Annotated in this window: 18 protein-coding genes, 1 tRNA gene, 6 pseudogenes and 1 other annotated feature; of the genes and pseudogenes, 17 read left to right on the plus strand and 8 right to left on the minus strand. The window is 64.6% G+C overall.

The annotated features are described in order from the left end of the window. Window positions 1-76: 76 nt before the first annotated feature. Window positions 77-696, plus strand: a pseudogene (locus G4Q83_RS24585) (transposase family protein); the annotation flags it as partial. Then, window positions 346-462 (plus strand) — a sequence feature (AL1L pseudoknot). Its footprint overlaps the pseudogene before it by 117 nt. A 180-nt stretch (window positions 697-876) precedes the next feature. Next, window positions 877-1,047, plus strand: coding sequence for a CsbD family protein (locus tag G4Q83_RS10505; RefSeq protein ID WP_128421684.1), 171 nt, complete (start codon window positions 877-879; stop codon window positions 1,045-1,047). Window positions 1,048-1,302: 255 nt separating this feature from the next. Here G4Q83_RS10505 and G4Q83_RS10510 read toward each other — a convergent pair. Both G4Q83_RS10510 and G4Q83_RS23290 read right to left on the minus strand, forming a co-directional pair. Then, window positions 1,303-1,558 (minus strand): annotated as a pseudogene (locus G4Q83_RS10510) (hypothetical protein); the annotation flags it as partial. Window positions 1,559-1,870: 312 nt separating this feature from the next. Next, the gene (locus G4Q83_RS23290; RefSeq protein ID WP_246432349.1) at window positions 1,871-2,308 is read right to left on the minus strand and encodes a LysR substrate-binding domain-containing protein; all 438 of its coding nucleotides are present in this window, start codon (window positions 2,306-2,308) and stop codon (window positions 1,871-1,873) included. A gap of 44 nt (window positions 2,309-2,352) precedes the next feature. On the opposite strand from G4Q83_RS23290, the gene G4Q83_RS23295 reads away from it, so the two are divergent. The 7 genes from G4Q83_RS23295 (at window position 2,353) to G4Q83_RS10545 (ending at window position 8,060) form a co-directional block, all read left to right on the plus strand. Continuing rightward, entirely contained in the window at window positions 2,353-2,943 is a 591-nt protein-coding gene (locus G4Q83_RS23295) for a hypothetical protein (RefSeq protein ID WP_246432350.1), read from the plus strand. 107 nt (window positions 2,944-3,050) lie between these two features. Beyond that, window positions 3,051-3,671, plus strand: coding sequence for a 2-dehydro-3-deoxy-6-phosphogalactonate aldolase (locus G4Q83_RS10520; protein ID WP_128421678.1), 621 nt, complete (start codon window positions 3,051-3,053; stop codon window positions 3,669-3,671). Next, window positions 3,668-4,819: a galactonate dehydratase gene (dgoD, locus tag G4Q83_RS10525; protein WP_128421679.1), complete on the plus strand. Its 1,152-nt coding sequence runs from the start codon at window positions 3,668-3,670 to the stop codon at window positions 4,817-4,819. Before G4Q83_RS10520 ends, dgoD begins: the two co-directional genes overlap by 4 nt. Window positions 4,820-4,823: 4 nt before the next feature. After that, window positions 4,824-5,747: an SMP-30/gluconolactonase/LRE family protein gene (locus G4Q83_RS10530; protein WP_128421680.1), complete on the plus strand. Its 924-nt coding sequence runs from the start codon at window positions 4,824-4,826 to the stop codon at window positions 5,745-5,747. Further along, window positions 5,744-6,643 (plus strand): 2-dehydro-3-deoxygalactonokinase, encoded by a 900-nt coding sequence (locus G4Q83_RS10535; RefSeq protein WP_128421681.1) that lies wholly within the window; start codon window positions 5,744-5,746, stop codon window positions 6,641-6,643. Before G4Q83_RS10530 ends, G4Q83_RS10535 begins: the two co-directional genes overlap by 4 nt. Before the next feature lie 116 nt (window positions 6,644-6,759). Next, window positions 6,760-7,083 (plus strand): ferredoxin FdxA, encoded by a 324-nt coding sequence (gene fdxA, locus G4Q83_RS10540; protein ID WP_128421682.1) that lies wholly within the window; start codon window positions 6,760-6,762, stop codon window positions 7,081-7,083. 581 nt (window positions 7,084-7,664) lie between these two features. After that, window positions 7,665-8,060, plus strand: coding sequence for a hypothetical protein (locus tag G4Q83_RS10545; protein WP_128421683.1), 396 nt, complete (start codon window positions 7,665-7,667; stop codon window positions 8,058-8,060). A 51-nt stretch (window positions 8,061-8,111) separates the two neighbouring features. Here G4Q83_RS10545 and G4Q83_RS10550 read toward each other — a convergent pair whose 3' ends face one another. Further along, window positions 8,112-8,396 (minus strand): transposase, encoded by a 285-nt coding sequence (locus G4Q83_RS10550; RefSeq protein ID WP_185817395.1) that lies wholly within the window; start codon window positions 8,394-8,396, stop codon window positions 8,112-8,114. 37 nt (window positions 8,397-8,433) lie between these two features. Here G4Q83_RS10550 and G4Q83_RS10555 point away from each other — a divergent pair. Further along, window positions 8,434-9,584, plus strand: a pseudogene (locus G4Q83_RS10555) (IS3 family transposase). Here the strand turns inward: G4Q83_RS10555 and G4Q83_RS10560 are convergent. Both G4Q83_RS10560 and G4Q83_RS10565 read right to left on the minus strand, forming a co-directional pair. Next, window positions 9,540-10,576, minus strand: a pseudogene (locus G4Q83_RS10560) (IS5 family transposase). The pseudogenes G4Q83_RS10555 and G4Q83_RS10560 sit on opposite strands and share 45 nt — an antisense overlap. A 197-nt stretch (window positions 10,577-10,773) precedes the next feature. Continuing rightward, window positions 10,774-11,310, minus strand: coding sequence for a GspH/FimT family pseudopilin (locus tag G4Q83_RS10565; protein ID WP_128421864.1), 537 nt, complete (start codon window positions 11,308-11,310; stop codon window positions 10,774-10,776). A gap of 147 nt (window positions 11,311-11,457) precedes the next feature. On the opposite strand from G4Q83_RS10565, the gene uvrB reads away from it, so the two are divergent. From uvrB to G4Q83_RS10580, 3 genes and pseudogenes are all read left to right on the plus strand, one after another. Further along, entirely contained in the window at window positions 11,458-13,479 is a 2,022-nt protein-coding gene (uvrB, locus tag G4Q83_RS10570) for an excinuclease ABC subunit UvrB (protein ID WP_128421863.1), read from the plus strand. Window positions 13,480-13,564: 85 nt separating this feature from the next. Further along, a tRNA-Val gene (locus G4Q83_RS10575) sits at window positions 13,565-13,639 on the plus strand. A 507-nt stretch (window positions 13,640-14,146) separates the two neighbouring features. After that, window positions 14,147-14,389, plus strand: a pseudogene (locus tag G4Q83_RS10580) (DDE-type integrase/transposase/recombinase); the annotation flags it as partial. 177 nt (window positions 14,390-14,566) lie between these two features. Here the strand turns inward: G4Q83_RS10580 and G4Q83_RS10585 are convergent. Together G4Q83_RS10585 and G4Q83_RS24590 are read right to left on the minus strand one after the other, a co-directional pair. Beyond that, window positions 14,567-15,244, minus strand: a complete 678-nt coding sequence (locus G4Q83_RS10585) for an IS5 family transposase (RefSeq protein ID WP_211288376.1) — start codon at window positions 15,242-15,244, stop codon at window positions 14,567-14,569. Window positions 15,245-15,291: 47 nt separating this feature from the next. Then, window positions 15,292-15,561: pseudogene (locus G4Q83_RS24590) on the minus strand (transposase); the annotation flags it as partial. Window positions 15,562-15,677: 116 nt separating this feature from the next. Between G4Q83_RS24590 and G4Q83_RS23300 the strand changes: the two are divergent. From G4Q83_RS23300 to G4Q83_RS10605, 4 genes are all read left to right on the plus strand, one after another. Beyond that, complete coding sequence (locus tag G4Q83_RS23300) at window positions 15,678-16,187, plus strand: site-specific integrase (RefSeq protein WP_246432351.1); 510 nt, start codon at window positions 15,678-15,680, stop codon at window positions 16,185-16,187. Window positions 16,188-16,348: 161 nt separating this feature from the next. Further along, window positions 16,349-16,600 carry a type II toxin-antitoxin system Phd/YefM family antitoxin gene (locus G4Q83_RS10595; protein ID WP_128419236.1) on the plus strand — a complete coding sequence of 84 codons (252 nt, stop codon included), beginning with the start codon at window positions 16,349-16,351 and terminating at the stop codon, window positions 16,598-16,600. After that, window positions 16,597-17,016: a type II toxin-antitoxin system VapC family toxin gene (locus G4Q83_RS10600; RefSeq protein ID WP_128419237.1), complete on the plus strand. Its 420-nt coding sequence runs from the start codon at window positions 16,597-16,599 to the stop codon at window positions 17,014-17,016. Before G4Q83_RS10595 ends, G4Q83_RS10600 begins: the two co-directional genes overlap by 4 nt. Before the next feature lie 58 nt (window positions 17,017-17,074). After that, on the plus strand, window positions 17,075-17,314 hold the full coding sequence (locus G4Q83_RS10605) for a hypothetical protein (RefSeq protein WP_128419238.1): 240 nt from the start codon (window positions 17,075-17,077) through the stop codon (window positions 17,312-17,314). A gap of 98 nt (window positions 17,315-17,412) precedes the next feature. Here G4Q83_RS10605 and G4Q83_RS10610 read toward each other — a convergent pair whose 3' ends face one another. Beyond that, window positions 17,413-17,904 (minus strand): hypothetical protein, encoded by a 492-nt coding sequence (locus tag G4Q83_RS10610; RefSeq protein WP_128419239.1) that lies wholly within the window; start codon window positions 17,902-17,904, stop codon window positions 17,413-17,415. Between the last annotated feature and the right edge of the window lie 31 nt (window positions 17,905-17,935).

Genomic DNA, 17,935 nt, shown 5'->3' on the forward strand with positions numbered 1-17,935 from the left:
AACTTTCCAGCGCTTAAACAGCAGTATGAACCACCCCTGGATTCCAGGAGGCTCCAACTGTTGAGAGGATGGCGTCATGAGCAAGCAGCCGGTGACGTATTGCCCGGACGCAGTTGGGCTGGCGCTGGAGCATCAAGGCGAGCACAGTTCGCCGTGGGCGGCGCTCGCGTCGATTGCCGGGAAGATCGGGTGCGCGGCCGAGACGTTGCGCTGGTGGGTGCGTCGGGCCGAGCGCGACCAAGGGTTGCGCCCAGGCCTGACGATGGAGGAGCGAGCGCGGATGAAGGCGTTGGAGCGGGAGAATCGGGAGCGGCGCCGGGCCAAGGAGATCCTGCGCACGGCCTCGGCGTCTTTCGCCCAGGCGGAGCTGGACCGCCGCTTCACGCCATGACCGGGTTCGTGGGCGAACACCGGAACGTCTACTGAGTCGAGCCGATCTGCCGGGTGTTGGAGATGGCTCGGTCGAGGGTCTACAGCCATGCGGCCCGGGAGGCCGATCCCGGCGCTCGCCCGGATCGCTGCTGGCGCGGCTGGGCGCTGGTGGCGCAGATCCGCCGTGTCTGGGCCGAGGTGATCCACCGCCGATCGTGGCGCAAGCGCGAACAGGTGGAACTGGCCACGCTGGACTGGGTGCACGGGTTCAACCGCAAACCACGGCTGGGGCCGATCGGGCACGTCCGGCCAGCGGAAGCCCAAGCGCTTACCCTCGGCAGCAAGCCGGCCAGGCCAAGGCGGCCTGACTCAAACCAAACGGCCTCCAAGAAAGTCGGGGCGGTTCAATACCCAACGCGCCGAATCTTCACTCGAACTATACCGCTGCGCGCGCAGCGTGTCGGTGCCCGCTCAAGGGCTGTCACTTACTCTATGGAATCGACGATGGATAAGAATCGCACTGAAGGCGCCAAGAATCAGGTCAAGGGCGCCGTCAAGGAAGCCGTCGGCAAAGTCACCGGCGACAAGGTGAAGCAAGCCGAAGGCAAATTACAGAAGGGCGCCGGCAAGGTACAGAGCGAAGTCGGCAAGGCGCGGGACAACGCCCGCAGCTGAGCAACGATCCCCGGCTCCCTGACCTCGCAAGGGGCTGGGGAGCATCTGGTCGGTGCAACGGTACCGGTCATGAATGTGGCGACTGGGCGCAGTCGCCTTGGCGGCGGCCAGAGACTTTTCGCGGGCTATTGTCCTGCTCTGATTCTTGTGGACACCTCGATAGGGAATGCTCATTCCCAATGAGGACCTTGAACAACATGCCCCCGTATCCGTAGAAACTCGATACCGCCTCGCCGTGCGTCGCTGGCTGACCGAGAAGTGGTCGATGGTGACGCCGCCGACCCGCTGCTGGGTGTCGGCGACACTGCGATCGGGCAGCGCACCGATGTCCTCGGCACTCACCGAATCCACCGATCTGCTCCGAGTCACGCTTGATCGTCTGCGACTCCATCAGGCTGCCGCACACGCCCTTGACTGGATCGTGTCAAACGCGGTGCCGGTCGTTGCTGGCGTCATCGGCCTCCTGCGCCAGCGCCTGCGCGCTCAGCAACAGGCCGATGCTCAGCACCATCGCCGAGCGGCGCAAAACGCAGGTAGCACGAAGCGCTGCGGCCGGCGAGGCCGGGCCACGGTAGCGCAGGAGGCTTCCCCCAGGAGACATGCATGTACAAACGGGCTACGGCCGCGCGCGGGGCGAGCCATCCTGCTGGTTGTGACGGCGCGGAGCAAGGCCGGTTGCCGTGATGCTGGCGCGGCCACCGCACACGACTCGCCGCCGGCGTGCGCAGCGCGTCCTCAGCCCTGCGCACGCTCCGGATACAATCGCTTGGCCGCGTTGCGCAGCGCCAGCAGGATGCGTTCGGCGCTCGGCGGCAGCAGGTAGTCACGGCGACGGATGATGCCGAACGACTCCATCCGCACCCCCAGCGCGATCGGCAGGACGATCAGCAGCTTTGCCTGCACGTATGACGCCACCGCGTCGACCGGGCAGCGCCGCCAGCAGGTCGCTGCCGCGCAGCAGGCTGGTCATGAGCGGCAGCGACAAGGTCTCGATGATGCTCTGCAGGGCCGCCGGCGCGCCGTGCTCCATGAACATTGCGTCCAGGCGCGCGCAGCACACTGTCCACCGGCGGCGGCGCCCAGCCGTAGCGCGCAGGTCGGCGTGGTGCAGGTCGGCGCGTGCCGACAGCCGATGCCCAGCGCGCACCACCGCCGAATGCGGCTCGTCGGCCAGCGGTTCGAACTCCAGTTCGCCGCCGCCGTGCAGGCCGAGGATGCGGCCAATCACGATGTTCAGCTGACCATCCAGCAGCTTGGCCACCAGCGGCCGGCTGTAGTCGCACCGGAATGCCGGGGAACGCGCGCTTGACCTCGGCGATCGCCTGCGGCGACAGGTTGGTGCCGGGGTTGACCACGGTGCCGATCGAGATCTGGCCCATGCCCCTCGCGCAGCGCCGCGATCCCTTCCTGCGCGCGACCAATCTCCGACATCGCCGATCGCGCGCGGCGGATCAGCTCCTGTCCGTACCAGGTCGGCTCCACCCCACGCGCGTGCGTGTCGAACAGCCTGCCCCGAGCAGATCCTCCATCTCCGCCAGCAGCTTGGAGGCCGCCGGCTGGGTCATGCTGGCCGCCTCGGCCGCGCGCAGCACCGAGCGGCGCTCGTGCAGCTGCGCCAGCAGCAGATGCCGGGTCTTCAGGCGCGAGGCGTTGAATCAGGGATTGGCGGAAGCGGTCATGGGCGGGCAGGCTCCTGGAAGGCAGATGCGTGTTCACCACCCGAATAGCATATTAGGTAAAATTTCATTTGCCGAACAAATCTCACGCGCGCAGACTATCGACCAGTCGCGGCTCCGGCCGCGACGCCGTCCCACCGCCACACCCGCCTTGTGGAGGCGTCGGCGTGTCGTGCCGGCGCAGATGCGCAGGACGATCCGCCAACGTAACGGCCGGTGACGCCCGCCGGTTCGTCGCCAACGCAATGGCCGGTCGCCGGTGCACGGCCGCGCCGGCGATCTGGTGGTGAACGCCCCCGCTCCATGCCCTCGCTGCCAGGTACGCCGATGTCCGCCGCCTCACCGTTCCAGTTCCCCCTGATCGCGATCCTGCGCGGCCTCACCCCCGAGCATGCGCTGGCGCATGTCGGCGCGCTGGCCGACGCCGGCTACGACGCGATCGAGATCCCGCTCAACTCGCCGCGCTGGGCGGAGAGCATCGGCGCGGCCGCGCAGGCGTTCGGCCAGCGCTGCTGGATCGGCGGCGGCACGGTGCTGAAGATCGCCGAGGTCGACACCCTCGCCGACCTCGGCGCGCGCTTCATCGTCACCCCCAACACGCGTCCGCCGGTGATCCGCCACGCGGTCGCGCGCGGCCTGCAGGTGGCGGCCGGCTTCGCCACCGCCACCGAGGCCTTCGACGCGCTCGACGCCGGCGCGCAGATGCTCAAGCTGTTCCCCGCCGCCACCTACGGCCCCGGCCACCTGCGCGCGCTGCGCGCGGTGCTGCCGGCGACCACGCCGCTGTTCGTGGTCGGCGGCGTCAGTACTGACACCCTGCGCGACTACCTGGCCGCCGGCGCGATCGGCGCCGGCATCGGCGGCGAACTGTACCGGCCCGGCCAGGCGCTCGCGCAGACCCAGGCACAGGCCGCCGCCTTCCGCCAAGCCTACTTGGACCACGCATGAAGATCGTTCGCCTCACCACCTACCACGCCGCGCCGCGCTGGCTGTTCCTGAAGGTCGAAACCGACGAGGGCATCACCGGCTGGGGCGAACCGGTCATCGAAGGCCGCGCGCGCAGCGTCGACGCCGCGGTGCACGAGCTGGGCGGCCATCTGATCGGCAAGGACCCGTCGCGGATCAACGACATCTGGCAGCTGCTGTACCGCAGCGGCTTCTACCGCGGCGGGCCGATCCTGATGAGCGCCATCGCCGGCATCGATCAGGCGCTGTGGGACATCAAGGGCAAGGCGCTGGGCGTGCCGGTGTACGAACTGCTCGGCGGGCTGGTGCGCGAACGCATGAAGACCTACCGCTGGGTCGGCGGCGACCGCCCTGCCGACATCATCGCGCAGGTGCGGGGCTACCGCGAACTCGGCTTCGACACCTTCAAGTTCAACGGTACCGAGGAGATGAAGCTGGTCGACGGGCCGCGCGCGGTGGACGCGGCGGTGGCCAAGGTCGCGCAGATCCGCGAGGCGTTCGGCACCAGCATCGACTTCGGCATCGATTTCCACGGCCGCGTCGCCGCGCCGATGGCGCGCGTGCTGCTGCGCGAGCTGGAGCCGTTCAAGCCGTTGTTCGTCGAGGAACCGGTGCTGCCGGAACTGGCCGAATACTATCCACGCCTGGCCGCCTCCACGCCGATCCCGCTGGCCGCCGGCGAGCGCATGTTCTCGCGCTTTGACTTCAAGCCGGTGCTGCAGGCCGGCGGCCTGTCGCTGCTGCAGCCGGACCTGTCGCACGCCGGCGGCATCACCGAGTGCCTGAAGATCGCCAGCATGGCCGACGCCTACGACGTCGGCCTGGCACCGCACTGCCCGCTCGGCCCGGTCGCGCTGGCGGCCTGCCTGCAGGTGGATTTCGTCTCGCACAACGCGGTGCTGCAGGAACAGAGCATCGGCATCCACTACAACGAAGGCGCCGACCTGCTCGACTACGTGCTGAACAAGGAAGACTTCGCCTGCGACGATGGCGGCAGCATCGCCGCGCTGCCCAGGCCCGGCCTCGGCGTGGAGATCGACGAGGAGCGCCTGCGCCGTGCCAACGAGAACCCGCCCGACTGGCACAATCCGGTCTGGCGCCATGCCGACGGCAGCATCGCCGAATGGTGAGCCCATGACCGCTGCACAGCCACCCGCCCACACCGCCACGCTGGCGGTGGACAGCCGCTGCAGCCACGGCGAAGGCCTGGTGTGGTGCGAACGCCGCCAAGTGCTGTTCTGGGTCGACATCAGTGCGCGCCGGCTGTGGCGCCACGACCCGGCCAGCGGCGCCAGCCGCCACTGGAGCCTGCCCGACCGCCCCGGCTGCGTGGGCCTGTTCGACGACGGCCGCCTGCTGCTGGCCCTGGCCAAGGGCGTGTACGCGGCCGATCCAGACGCCGGCGCCGCCGACGCGCGCGACCTGGCGCTGCACAAGCTGGCCGACCTCGAGCCCGAGCGCGACGACACTCGCAGCAACGATGGCCGCAGCGACCGCCACGGCAACTTCGTGTTCGGCACCATGAGCGAGCGCGACGACCGGGCGCCGGTCGGCAGCTTCTACCAGTGGTCCGCACGCCACGGCCTGCGCCGCCTGCCGCTGCCCGGCGTGGCGATCCCCAATGCGATCTGCTTCAGCGCCGACGGCCGCACCATGTACTACTGCGACTCGGTGCGCCCGCGCATCCTGTGCTGCGACTACGACGCCGCCAGCGCGCACACTGGCAACAGCCGCGTGTTCGTGGAACTGGACCACCCCGACGCCGAGCCCGACGGCGCCATCGTCGACGCCGAAGGCCACCTGTGGAACGCGCAATGGCGCGCCTGGCGAGTGGTGCGCTACCGGCCCGACGGCAGCGTCGAGCGCAGCGTCGCGCTGCCGGTCAAGCATCCCACCTGCCCCGCGCTGGGCGGCACCGACGGCAGCACGCTGTACCTGAGCACGTCGCGGCAGGACCACACCGACGCCGAACTCGCGCGCACCCCGCAGGCCGGCGGCCTGTTCGTCGCTGCGGTCGGCATCGCCGGCCTGCCCGAAGGGCGCATCGCCAGCGCATGATCGCCGTCGACTGGGGGACCAGCAGCCTGCGCGGCTACCGGCTCACTGCCGATGGCCGCGTGCTCGAGCAACGCCGCAGCGACCAGGGCATCGGCGCCTGCCAGGGCCGTTTCGCCGCGACCCTGGCGGCGCTGGTCGAGGGCTGGCCTGGCGATGTGGTGCTGTGCGGCATGATCGGCAGCCGCAACGGCTGGATCGAACTGGCGTACGCGCCGTGCCCGGCCGATGCCGGGGCGCTCGCCGCGGCCATGCAGCCGCTGCAGGACCCGGCGCTGCCCGGCCGCACGCTGTGGTTCGTGCCCGGCGTGGCCAGTAGCGCCGAGGCGGTGCCGGACGTGATGCGCGGCGAGGAGACCCAGCTGATCGGCCTGCTCGACACCTTGTCGCAGGAGCCGCACGGCGCAGGCCGGCACAGCGTCTGCCTGCCCGGCACCCACAGCAAATGGGTCGCGCTGGAGCACGGCCGCATCGCCGCCCTGGCGACGATGCTGACCGGCGAGTTGTACGCGTTGCTGCGCCGGCACAGCCTGCTGGCGCGGCTGATGGTCGCCGGCGACGCGGATTTCGATGCCGCCGGCTTCGATGCCGGGGTGCAGCGCAGCGGCGACCCCGGCGGCCTGCTGCACCATCTGTTCGGCGTGCGCAGCCTCGGTCTGTTCGAGCGACTGAGCGCGGCGGCCGCGCCGTCCTACCTGTCCGGCCTGTTGATCGGCCACGAACTGCGCGCGCGCCTGCCGCTGTCGCCGACCGTACACCTGGTCGGCGGCAGCGGACTGCTGAATCGCTACGCGCATGCACTGCGCACGCTGGGCAGCGCAGTGCGCACGCACCCGGAGGATCTCGCCGCGCACGGGCTGTACCGCCTCGCGCAGCGCCACGGCGGCATCGGCGACTGACCAGCCGTGGCCCGGCCGCCGACAGCGGCGCAGCGGACCAGGCCCCGCCCCGCGCGCGGTGCCACGCGCCGGCGCCGACTGCTTTAGAATTGCACGGTTACTCGCCGGATCGAGCCATGCCTTTTGTCGTCACCGAAAACTGCATCAAGTGCAAATATACCGACTGCGTGGAAGTATGCCCCGTGGACTGTTTCCACGCCGGGCCCAATTTCCTGGTGATCGATCCGGACGAGTGCATCGACTGCACCCTGTGCGAACCGGAGTGCCCGGCCAATGCGATCTATCCCGAAGACGATGTGCCCGCCGGCCAGGAAGGCTTCGTCGCGCTCAATGCGAAACTGGCCAAGGCCTGGCCAGTGCTGACCACCCGCCAGGAACCGCTGCCCGACGCCGCCGACTGGGACGGCAAGCCGGACAAGCTGCCGCTGCTGCTGAAATAGCAGCGGCAGCGATCCGCGCGCTGTACTTCCTCTCGCATCTCGGCGCGCCGCTTCCGATCGACCCCGCAGCGTGGGGGCTGGCCGGCTCCGGGGCCAACATCGGTATGACATCGCCGGGACGGCGGGACGCGCCATCGCACGCGCAGACCAGGGCGCGTTGCGTATCCAAACCGAACTCGCCACACGAACCTGGCAGCGCAAGCACAGATGGCGGCATCTGCCGTTTGATCGTTTTTTTATAGATGATCGTCTCGCTCTTCACTTATATTGCTCAACTTCCCACGCAGTTGAAGGAGTTTGTGATGCCTATTGGTAGCGTTGGAAGCTTTGGCACCATAAGCAGCGCATCAATGAATGGAAGCAACCAACGCCGGCCACCATCTTCACTCGCCCGGAACATTGGAAATATTCATTCATCGACCGATGGATTCAAGAAGACCCACCGGCGTAATGCAGCGACAGATCTACGCCGTGACCCATCCTCGTCCGACCAAAAAAATACCCCAAGTCTGGAATACATACTTGGCAGCGGCGCGAGCATCAGGTTGTAACCAAACACCAAGGAAGCCTACAATCCAATCATGCAACTATTAACACGTATAAGAGCAGAAATTTCCCACAGCAGCGGGGCGGCCTTCAATCTCGCGATGCAGGAAAAAAAATACCACCAATTTGCAGAACGCCTCATTTCCGCCAAGAACGAAGCTGCGCACGTTGCACTCAGAACGGCGCGTTCAGAAAAAGAGAGAGATTCGATCGGGAGCAATATCAGCAAATATGAGATCTTCTTGAATACGCTGTCAACCGTGCGGCCAGGCGCGATACCGAAATCCAGCGCAGCCATTTTGCGCTACGACGGCAAGCTGCCCAGGCTCAAAGTGCAAAAAGAGAACCCGAATGGACATGAGTACTTCCTTCCGTACAACAACCGCGCTGAAATCATCCGTGTCACTGCCGCACGCCAGAACCTCATCTAATCTTGACGCGGATTGAATCCGCAAGTGCAGCGGACGTTCCTAAGAACCTGTTCACGATCTTTTGAGTAGTAGTGTCAGGCATGCCAGGTGGATGAACTGCAAGCTGGTGTTGAGCTTACGCTCGCAGTTCTTCCATAGCCTTCGGTTCTTTCCCAGCCACGCAAAGCTGCGTTCGACGATCCAGCGCTTGGGCATGACCTTGAAGGTGTGCAGTTCGCTGCGTTTGGCGATCTGCACCGTGACTTGCTTGCCCAGGATCTCTCGTACGCCTTCGGCGAACGGTTCTCCGGTATAGCCGCTATCGCACAACTGGACCGGCCAGCCTTTCGTAGACATCCGGACGCCATAATTGATGGCAATGACCGAGGTGTTTATGGGCAACAGCAAGCAGTACACGGATGAGTTCCGGGCCGAGGCGGTGAAGCAGGTGATCGAACGCGGCTTCACGGTGGTGGATGTGGCCTCCCGAATCGGGATTCCCAAGCACACGCTATACGGGTGGGTGCAGGCCGCCAGGAAGATGGCGCTGGCAGCCGGCGCTGCAGCGGCGTCGACCGACTCAGCGGAGATTCGCCGGCTCAAGGCCGAACTGAGGCGGGTAACCGAGGAGCGCGACATCCTAGAAAAAGCCGCCGCGTACTTTGCCAAGGGGTAAGGGCGAAGTACGCGTTCATGCGTGCGCACGTCCGGGAGTTTCGTCTGGCGACGATGTGCCGGGTGCTGGGCGTGCATCGCAGTGGTTACTAGGCCTGGCTGCGCAACGGCACCAGCGTCCGCGAACGCGAGGACCAGCGCTTGCTGGGCCTGATCAAGCACCACTGGCTGGCCAGCGGCGCGGTGTACGGCTATCGCAAGCTCACCCTGGATCTGCGTGAGGCCGGCGAGCGTTGCAGCCGTCACCGGGTGCGGCGCTTGATGAAGGCCGAAGGCTTGCGAGCGCAGGTTGGCTACGGCAGCAAGCCGCGTTAGCGGGGAGGTCCGGTCGGCGTGGTGGCGAATGTGCTCAACCGGGACTTCATTCCGCAGGCCCCGAACAAGGTCTGGGTCACGGACATCACCTATCTCCGCACCTACGAGGGCTGGCTGTTCTTGGCAGCGGTAATGGAGCTGTATTGGCGCCAGATCGTGGGTTGGGCAACCGCTTCGACAATGACCAGCGATCTGGTGCTGCAGGCACTGGTGGCAGCGGCGTGGCGGCGCAAGCCCGGTCCTGGCGTGATGGTGCACTCCGACCAGGGCTGCCAGTCCACCAGCAGCGATTGGCAGTCGTTCCTGAAGGCGCACCGGATGGTGCCGAGCATGAGCCGACGCGGGAACTGCCATGACAACGCCGTGGCCGAGAGCTTCTTCAGCGTCTTGAAGAAGGAACGTATCAAGCGTCGGATCTACCCGACACGCGCCATGGCGGCATCGGACGTGTTCGACTATATCGAGATGTTCTACAACCCGATCCGCCGGCATGGTTCCGCTGGCGGCGTGTCACCGGTAGAGTTTGAAAGGCGCTACGCGCAGAGCGGCGACTGAGTGTCTACGGAAATCTGGCCGGTCCAGTCCCAACACCTTGGCCCAGCCAAAGCCCTGCTCAATCAACTTGCGCTTGCGCTGGGAGACCGCATAGCCCTCACTGGCCGCCACCGTATCAGGCACCGCAGAACGCCGTCCCGAGGTGTTCTGCGCCACGTGCGCCAGCACCTGGAGGCTTGCAGAGCGTCGATCAACTCCGCCGCGTCGTAGCCCTTGTCCCCACCGACGGTCACGACCGCTCCCGGGTCGGCCGCCTGCCGGGCATCGGCGATCATCGTCTTGGCCGCTTCGCGTTCGGCATAGCCATCGGCCCGCGTCACTCGCGCATTGGTGATCAGTCCAGGCCGGTTGTCGCTCAAGGTGCGCCCGATGTAACGCAGTTCACTGGCCGTGTTGCTCTTGCGATACAGGCGCGCATTGGGATCGCTCGTGGAGACGTGCGTGTCATTGCTGCGAGACTGTCCTCGAAAATCGTCGCCATCCCCATCATCGCCATCCTTGCGCCTGAAGCTCTTATGCCCGACCCAGGCCTGGATCAACGTCCCGTCCACGCTGAAGTGCTCACCCGACAGCCAGCCCCGGCCATCGGCAAGCTCCACCACCTCGTTGAACAGCGCAATCACCGCATCATGGGCGATCAACCGATCGCGGTTCTTGCTGAATACCGTCGGCACCCACACTGCATCGTCCATCGACAACCCGATGGACCAGCGCAACAACAGGTTGTACTGCACTTGCTCCATCAGCTGCCGCTCCGAGCGGATGCTGTAGAACACCTGCAACAGCATCGCACGCAGCAGCTTCTCCGGAGCGATGCGCGGCCGGCCGCCCCGTGAGCTGTCGGCATACATCCCGGCAAACAGTCCGTCCAGCCGCACCAACGCTTCATCGACCATCACCCGGATCGAGCGCAACGGATGGTCGGCCGGCACGAACGACTCCAGCCGCCTGACCGTGAACAACTGCTCCATGAACACATCACTTCCGCGCATCGGTGTGGGCCATTGGGAATTTGAAGAGTTTACGGCAGAGCTTGGTATTTCAGCAGCCTGATAGGCCGCTACATTAATCGCACGACCTGTGCAGAAGCCGATGGGTCACCACATGATGGGGAATCAGGTTTTTCCTTGCACCGGGAAAATTGCCGGGAAAATTTGCTGCGTCCTGCGGTTCCGGCGGCCTTTGTCGTTCACTCCGGCCTTCGGCAGAGGGCTTGTCCCTTCACCTTGGCCGAGCGCACGCGTCCGGCATTGTTCACCACCACGGTCGCGCGCAGCCGGCCACGTTCGCAGATCCGCACGGTGAGGTTGCTGCCGGAACTGCGCCCGTCGGGCAGAAAGCGGATGGCGCGCCTGCCCTGGTTGGACAGCAGCACGACCGAGTTGGCGGCCGGGGCGGTTTCCTGGGTCAGGATGCTGGCCGCCTCACTTGGTTCGCCACGTCGCTGCGGGTCGCGAAAGACGATCCAGCCCTGGCTCCAGTCGCTGTCGCTGCGGCAGTTGCCATCGCCGCGCGACGGGCAGGCGCTGACCGGAACGCCGGAGCTGATCGCACTGCTGCGGGCCAGGGCGAACTGGCTGCTGAGCCGGTGCGCGGTGGTCGCCAGGCGTTGGTTCACCAGCAGTTCGCGGAAGGCGGGCAGGCCGATCGCGGTGGTTACACAGATCACCACCATCACGATCGTTACCTGCAGCAGCGTGTAGCCTTGCGTTGCGGCGTTCCGCATGTGCGCCGTCTCCGGATGAGAGATCTCCAGTCTCGTTTCCGACAGCAAGGGCTTGAATGAGGGGGTTCTCCGTTCCCATGTAAGGAATCTCCCCGGCGTTGGGTCAGCCGGCGTTCGTTATCCTCAAATCTCTCCCGAGGCATGTCCATGTCCGACCGTTTCCAACTCGTCTCGCCGTACTCGCCGGCCGGCGACCAGCCGCAGGCGATCGAGAAGCTGGTGGCCGGTTTCGAGGCTGGGTTGGCCAAGCAGACCCTGCTCGGGGTGACCGGCTCGGGCAAGACCTACACCATCGCCAATGTGGTCGAGGCGATTCAGAAGCCGACCCTGGTGATGGCGCCCAACAAGACCCTGGCGGCGCAGCTGTACGGCGAGTTCAAGGCGTTCTTCCCGAACAACGCGGTCGAGTACTTCGTCAGCTATTACGACTACTACCAGCCCGAGGCCTATGTGCCATCGTCGGACACCTTCATCGAGAAGGACAGTTCGATCAACGAGCACATCGAACAGATGCGCCTGGCCGCGACCAAGACGCTGCTGTCGCGCCGCGACGCGCTGGTGGTGGCCACGGTGTCGGCGATCTACGGCCTGGGCGCGCCGGAGGACTACCTGTCGTTGCGCCTGATCCTGTCGATCGGCGAGCACGTCGAGCAGCGCCAGTTGATCCGCCATCTGACCGACCTGCAGTACACCCGCAACGAGTACGAATTGCACCGCGGCACGTTCCGCGTGCGCGGCGAGATCATCGACGTGTTTCCCGCCGAGTCGGACAGCGAGGCATTGCGCATCGAGCTGTTCGACGGCGACGTCGAGCACCTGACCCTGTTCGATCCGCTGACCGGCGAGACCCTGCGCAAGCTGCAGCGCTACACGGTCTACCCGAAGACCCACTACGCGACCACCCGCGAGCGCACGCTCAGCGCCGTGGACACCATCAAGATCGAGCTCAAGGAGCGGCTGGAGCAGCTGTACGCGCAGAACAAGCTGGTGGAGGCGCAGCGGCTGGCGCAGCGCACCCAGTTCGACCTGGAGATGATGGCCGAGGTCGGCTTCTGCAACGGCATCGAGAACTACTCGCGCCATCTCACCGGCAAGGGGCCGGGCGAGCCGCCGCCGACCCTGTTCGACTACCTTCCGGCCGATGCGCTGCTGGTCATCGACGAGTCGCACGTGACCATCCCGCAGATCGGCGCCATGTACAAGGGCGACCGATCGCGCAAGGAGACCCTGGTCGAGTTTGGCTTCCGGCTGCCGTCGGCGCTGGACAATCGCCCGCTGCGCTTCGAGGAGTGGGAGGCGCGATCGCCGCGCAGCATCTACGTGTCGGCCACGCCTGGCGCGTACGAGTTGCGCGAATCGGCCGGCGAGATCACCGAACTGGTGGTGCGCCCGACCGGGCTGATCGATCCGCAGGTGGAGATCCGCCCGGTCGGTACCCAGGTCGACGACCTGCTGTCGGAGATCAACCTGCGCGTGGCCGCCGGCGATCGCGTGCTGGTCACCACGCTCACCAAGCGCATGGCCGAGAACCTCACCGAGTACCTGGGTGAACACGGGGTCAAGGTGCGCTACCTGCACTCGGACATCGACACGGTCGAGCGCGTGGAGATCATCCGCGACCTGCGCCTGGGCAAGTTCGATGTGCTGGTCGGCATCAACCTGTTGCGCGAAGGCCTCGACATGCCCGAGGTGTCGCTGGTGGCGATCCTGGACGCGGACAAGGAGGGCTTCCTGCGCTCGACCGGCTCGTTGATCCAGACCATCGGCCGCGCCGCGCGCAACCTGCGCGGCAAGGCGATCCTGTACGCGGACAGGATGACCCGCTCGATGCAGGCGGCGATCGACGAGACCGGGCGTCGCCGCGAGAAACAGGTGGAATACAACCTCGAGCATGGCATCACTCCGAAGTCGGTGGCGCGGCCGATCGTCGACATCCTGGAAGGCGCGCGCGCCGACGGCGCCGCGGAGGCCAAGTCCGGCAAGGGCAAGGGCCGCCGAGTGGCGGAGGAGCCGGCCGACTACCGCATGCTGGAGCCGGCGCAGGTCGCGGCCCGGCTCAAGGCGCTGGAGCAGAAGATGTTCCAGCATGCGCGCGACCTGGAGTTCGAGGACGCGGCGCGCGTGCGCGACCAGATCAAGAAGCTGCGCGACGCCAGCCTGGTCAGCTAGGAACGCCGCTGCCGCAGGTATTGTCCTTGGCCGCAAGATGGGCTAGGATTCGCGCCCCTGCAGCGGTATTCGCCGCAGCAGCGACGGGCGGTTAGCTCAGCGGTAGAGCACTACCTTGACATGGTAGGGGTCACAGGTTCGAACCCTGTACCGCCCACCACCTTAAACCTATGATTTGTATTGGTTTTTGGTGACTCCGACTTCCCCGCGCGTTTTGCGACTGACCCCGAACTGACCCCGCGCAGCTTCGGAACGTCTGTCGCCAGGTCGGCGATCCAGGCATCCAACGCCTTGCGGGCCTTTCCCATGTAGGCTGGATCGAACTTCGCGTAACCGCCTGTGGTGGCCGCTGCCTCGCCTCGCGTGTGACCGACCAGCCCCGACACTTCCCAGCCCGGCACGCCGCGCTTGCCAGTTCCGACGCGACCGTGTGGCGCAACACCTTCGGCGCGAACCAGGCTGGCAGCTTCGCCCGCGTGCGCAGCTTCCGCCATGTTGTCTTGATGGATTGGGTGGTTTCGGCTTCGAAGGCTCGGGCGTTGGCGCGCTCGGGCCTTCCTTGTGTTGGGGTGAGCATCACGCCCCCCCTCCCTGATTCCTGAGTCGATGCGGTGTTTCGACAGCAGCGCTTGTGCTGCGCCTCGGCGGCGTTCAACGTCTTGCGGGTCTCCTCCGGCGCTTTAACCCCAGCGCCCCGGATCGGGCCTGGACGGCGGACATCACCTACATCCGTACCGACCGTGGCTGGCTGTACCTGGCCGCCGTGCTGGACCTGTACTCGCGCAAGATCGTGGGCTGGGCGATGGCGCCAAACATGCCCGCCGAGCTGATGTGCACTGCGCTGCAGATGGCCATCGCTCTGCGCCAGCCCAAGGCCGGACTGATCGTGCATACCGACCGCGGCAGCCAGGGCAGATTCAACTGGTCGTTGCAACACCTTTAAGGGCACCTCGAACAACCTGGATTTTTGCCGTTTGAGATGCTTGGTGAGGCGACGGGCACCGCCGCATCCTCTGGCTGGTGGCGCCCGAAGCCCCCCCCTTGTCATTTCAAACTCTGATTGCGGCCTGCCAGCCGCCGTTTCCGCTCACGCGGGCACGATCCCCTGGCTCTGCAGCCGCGCCAGCCGCATCAGGTTGTGCGCGGCGACCTTCAGGCCGATCACCACCTGGGCACGCGCCAGGCCAATCGTCCGTCGGCATTTGCCGCCCTGCTGGGTGAGCCGGGCAAACGGGTGTTCGCCCAACGCCCGGTCCTTGGCGATGCGATGGTTCCGACGCTGCTGGACCGGACTGAGCGGCTGGTCCGCCTGGCCCTTGTGCTGGATGTCCGCTCGGTAGCCTTGTCGCCTGAGCTCGGCTTCCCGGGCCCGGTTGGCATAGGCGCTGTCGGCCCCTACCGTACGCCCGGTGTTGGCCGGATCGAGCAGCGTCTCAAAGTGCCGGCTGTCGTGCACGTTGGCCGCGCTCACCTCGTGCCGGCCGATGAAGCCCCTGCGCCGATCCGTGTTGGCGTGCAGCTTGTAGCCGTAATGGGCCTTGCCATGCTTGCGCGTCCAGCGCGCCTGTACATCTTTCTGCCCTCGCTTGGCATCGCTCCAGCCTTGCGGCTTCTGGCCCTGCTTGATCTGGGCGTTCTCCTCCGGCGTGTTGCGCTGGATCGGCGCACTGACGATGCTCGCATCGACGATCTGTCCGCCCCGGGCAATGAACCCGCCCCGCTGATCTCGCCGATCAGATCCTGCTTCTTGAGCCGATCGCGCCACACCCAGATCGTCTTGGCATCGGGCACCTTGCCACTGTGCTCCAGTCCCAGGAAGCGCTGGAAGCTGCGACGGTCCAGTACCTGGTACTCCAGCGCCTCCTCGCACAGGTTGTACAACTGTTGCAGCAACAGCAGCCGGATCATCAACTCCGTCGGCCACGCCGGGCGGCCGCCCTTGCGGCCGGTGCCCAGGCGAAGTCGGCCATCGATCACCGCTGCGATCGCGGCGAAGTCGATGTGCCGCCACAGCAACTCCAGTGGATCGCTCAATTGCTCGCGCTTGGCTTCGCGCTCGGCTCCGGCAAACAGACTGATCATCGGCACTTACCCCTCGATGGCAATAAAATCATGATGCCAAGAATCGGGGGTTTTTAGAGGTGCCCTATTGTCGTAGGGCCAACCGCCAGCGCGCTGCCCACGGTGCGCCGAAGGTCATGGACGAGCGGCAGCTGAGCGCGGACGAATTGGTGGTGCGGCAGGCCAAGACAGGCGCCGAACTCGCGATGTCAGTCACTGGCGAATTGGCGGATTTGCTGGACCGGATCGCGGCGAGAAAGCGGGGACTGACTCTGCGAAGTAAGCGCATGATCGTGGACGCGGACGGGCTAGCGATCGGGCGTGCGGCGCTGCGCTACAGGTTCGACCAGGCCCGCAAGGCGGCTGGGATCGCAAAGGACGACTTCCAGTTCCGAGACCTGCGCGCCAAGGCGGGCACAGACAAGGCCCGATTCGGCCGGCGACATCCGGCAAGCGCAAGCGCAGCTGGGGCACGCATCCGTGACCACGACGGAGATTTACATACGCAAGCGCAAGGGTGCCAAGACCACGCCGACGCGATAATTGCGGAGCGCACTGGATTTTGCGGAGCGGTCCATTCTGCGCAAACCATTGTGGGAATTGGAGCGGGCGAAGGAGACAGAATCCAAACCACCCTAACTCATTGATCCGCATAGTCTTCGGATAGCCCAGGGGATCAAAAAACGATACCTCAAACGATACCTTGATGAACGGCTAATTTATCGCATGGGCTACAGGCAGCTCAAGCACTGGACATACCGCCCTACTTGAACTAAGTTTATTTGAACTAAGTTCAATTGGAACCATCATGGAGTTTATCAACATCCACAAAGCCAAGACGCACCTGTCTAAGTTGGTCGACAAAGCCGCGAAGGGAGAAGCGTTTGTGATTGCCAAATCGGGCAAGCCGTTGGTCAAAGTGGTCCCGCTTGGAGAACTCCCTATCTCTCCTAAGAAGAAGCGGCTCGGGTTCATGATTGGGCATCAGCACGTTCCTAACCTTGATGAGTTCAATTCCATCGCCCATGACGACATCGAAAAAATGTTCAACGAAGAATGAAATACCTCCTCGACACACATCTGCTCATCTGGGCGGCCGCTGAAGAGACCCCGCCCCAGAAGGACTCGAAACTGCCACCTCAAGCAAGGCAAATCATTGAGGACGAAATCAACGCGCTCTATTTCAGCTCGATGTCCATCTGGGAGTTGGTGATCAAATTTGCCAAGAAGTCGCCGCTGTTCGATCATGACCCGCATCAGTTGCGTCAACAGCTCAACGCGCACGGGTATGAGGAGATCAGCCTCGACTGCGATGACGCTCTAGAAATTGGCACGCTACCTCCCCTCCATAACGATCCTTTCGACCGGGCATTAATCGCACAAGCCCAACATCAGGGGCTGATCTTGCTCACATGCGACGGGACCATTGCGCAATACAGCGGATATCCGATCCTTTACATTCCGCCCGTGCCCTAACAGGCTGCTGAAATACGAACCATTATTAATTGGGGTATTCGGGTCGCTTGCATGCCCTATGGCCGAGGGAAAATTCGCCTTTTTGGGCCAACCTGCCCGATCAGCAGCGGTCGCAGGAATGGGCAACGCTACGGCCAGCGGTAGGTGGACTTTGGTATTTCAGCAGGGCAGACTCAACGCCGATCTGGTCTATGACCTGTTCCACGTGGTGGCCAAGTACGGCCGGAAGGTGATCGATCGGGTGCGGGTGGACGAAGCCAACCGTCTGCGCGAGGAGATGACGCCTACTTCTTCCTGAAGATCAAGGCTGCCTTCCCCGGATTTGGGTGAAGAACCTTAAAAAAAACACCCCGCAGCAAGTGCGGGGTGCGCAAAGAATCAAATTAAATTGCAGATCTAGCTGATTTGGTCCGGCGGACCTACGTCAACAACCGGAATTTTTCCACCACAACTTCCGTAGCAACCACCGCCAATCAGAACGCCTCCACCCGAGCCGTTGTTCACGCCACCACCGCCACCACCGCCGCCCTGTGAAGCTTGCTCGCGAATCTGTTCCGCCATTTCCTCGGCCTTCTTACCGCATGGTTTTTCGATGTAAACCATAGCCCGGCCGGTATACATAAGCATACTGACGGTGTAGGAAACATAGCCCTTGTAAGAGTTATTAACCCAATTACTTTCACCAAGTAGCTTTGAGGCAGCGCCATCAAGTTTTTTCATGAATGCCGCATTCGCAGGATTGGCATAATTCTTAAATTTCGGAATCTCGCCCAAACTTACTTTGATTGGCGGAATTGGAGGCATTGGAAGTTCAGAACAGGCATACGCAATGCCCGCAAGGCTTACCAATGCAAACGCTGTAATTCCGAACTTTCTTGCAATTATCATCTAAATGACACTCCCTTAAAAAAATAATCAA

The sequence above is a fragment of the Xanthomonas theicola genome, assembly GCF_014236795.1.
In the GTDB taxonomy this organism is placed as follows: Bacteria; Pseudomonadota; Gammaproteobacteria; order Xanthomonadales; family Xanthomonadaceae; genus Xanthomonas_A; species Xanthomonas_A theicola.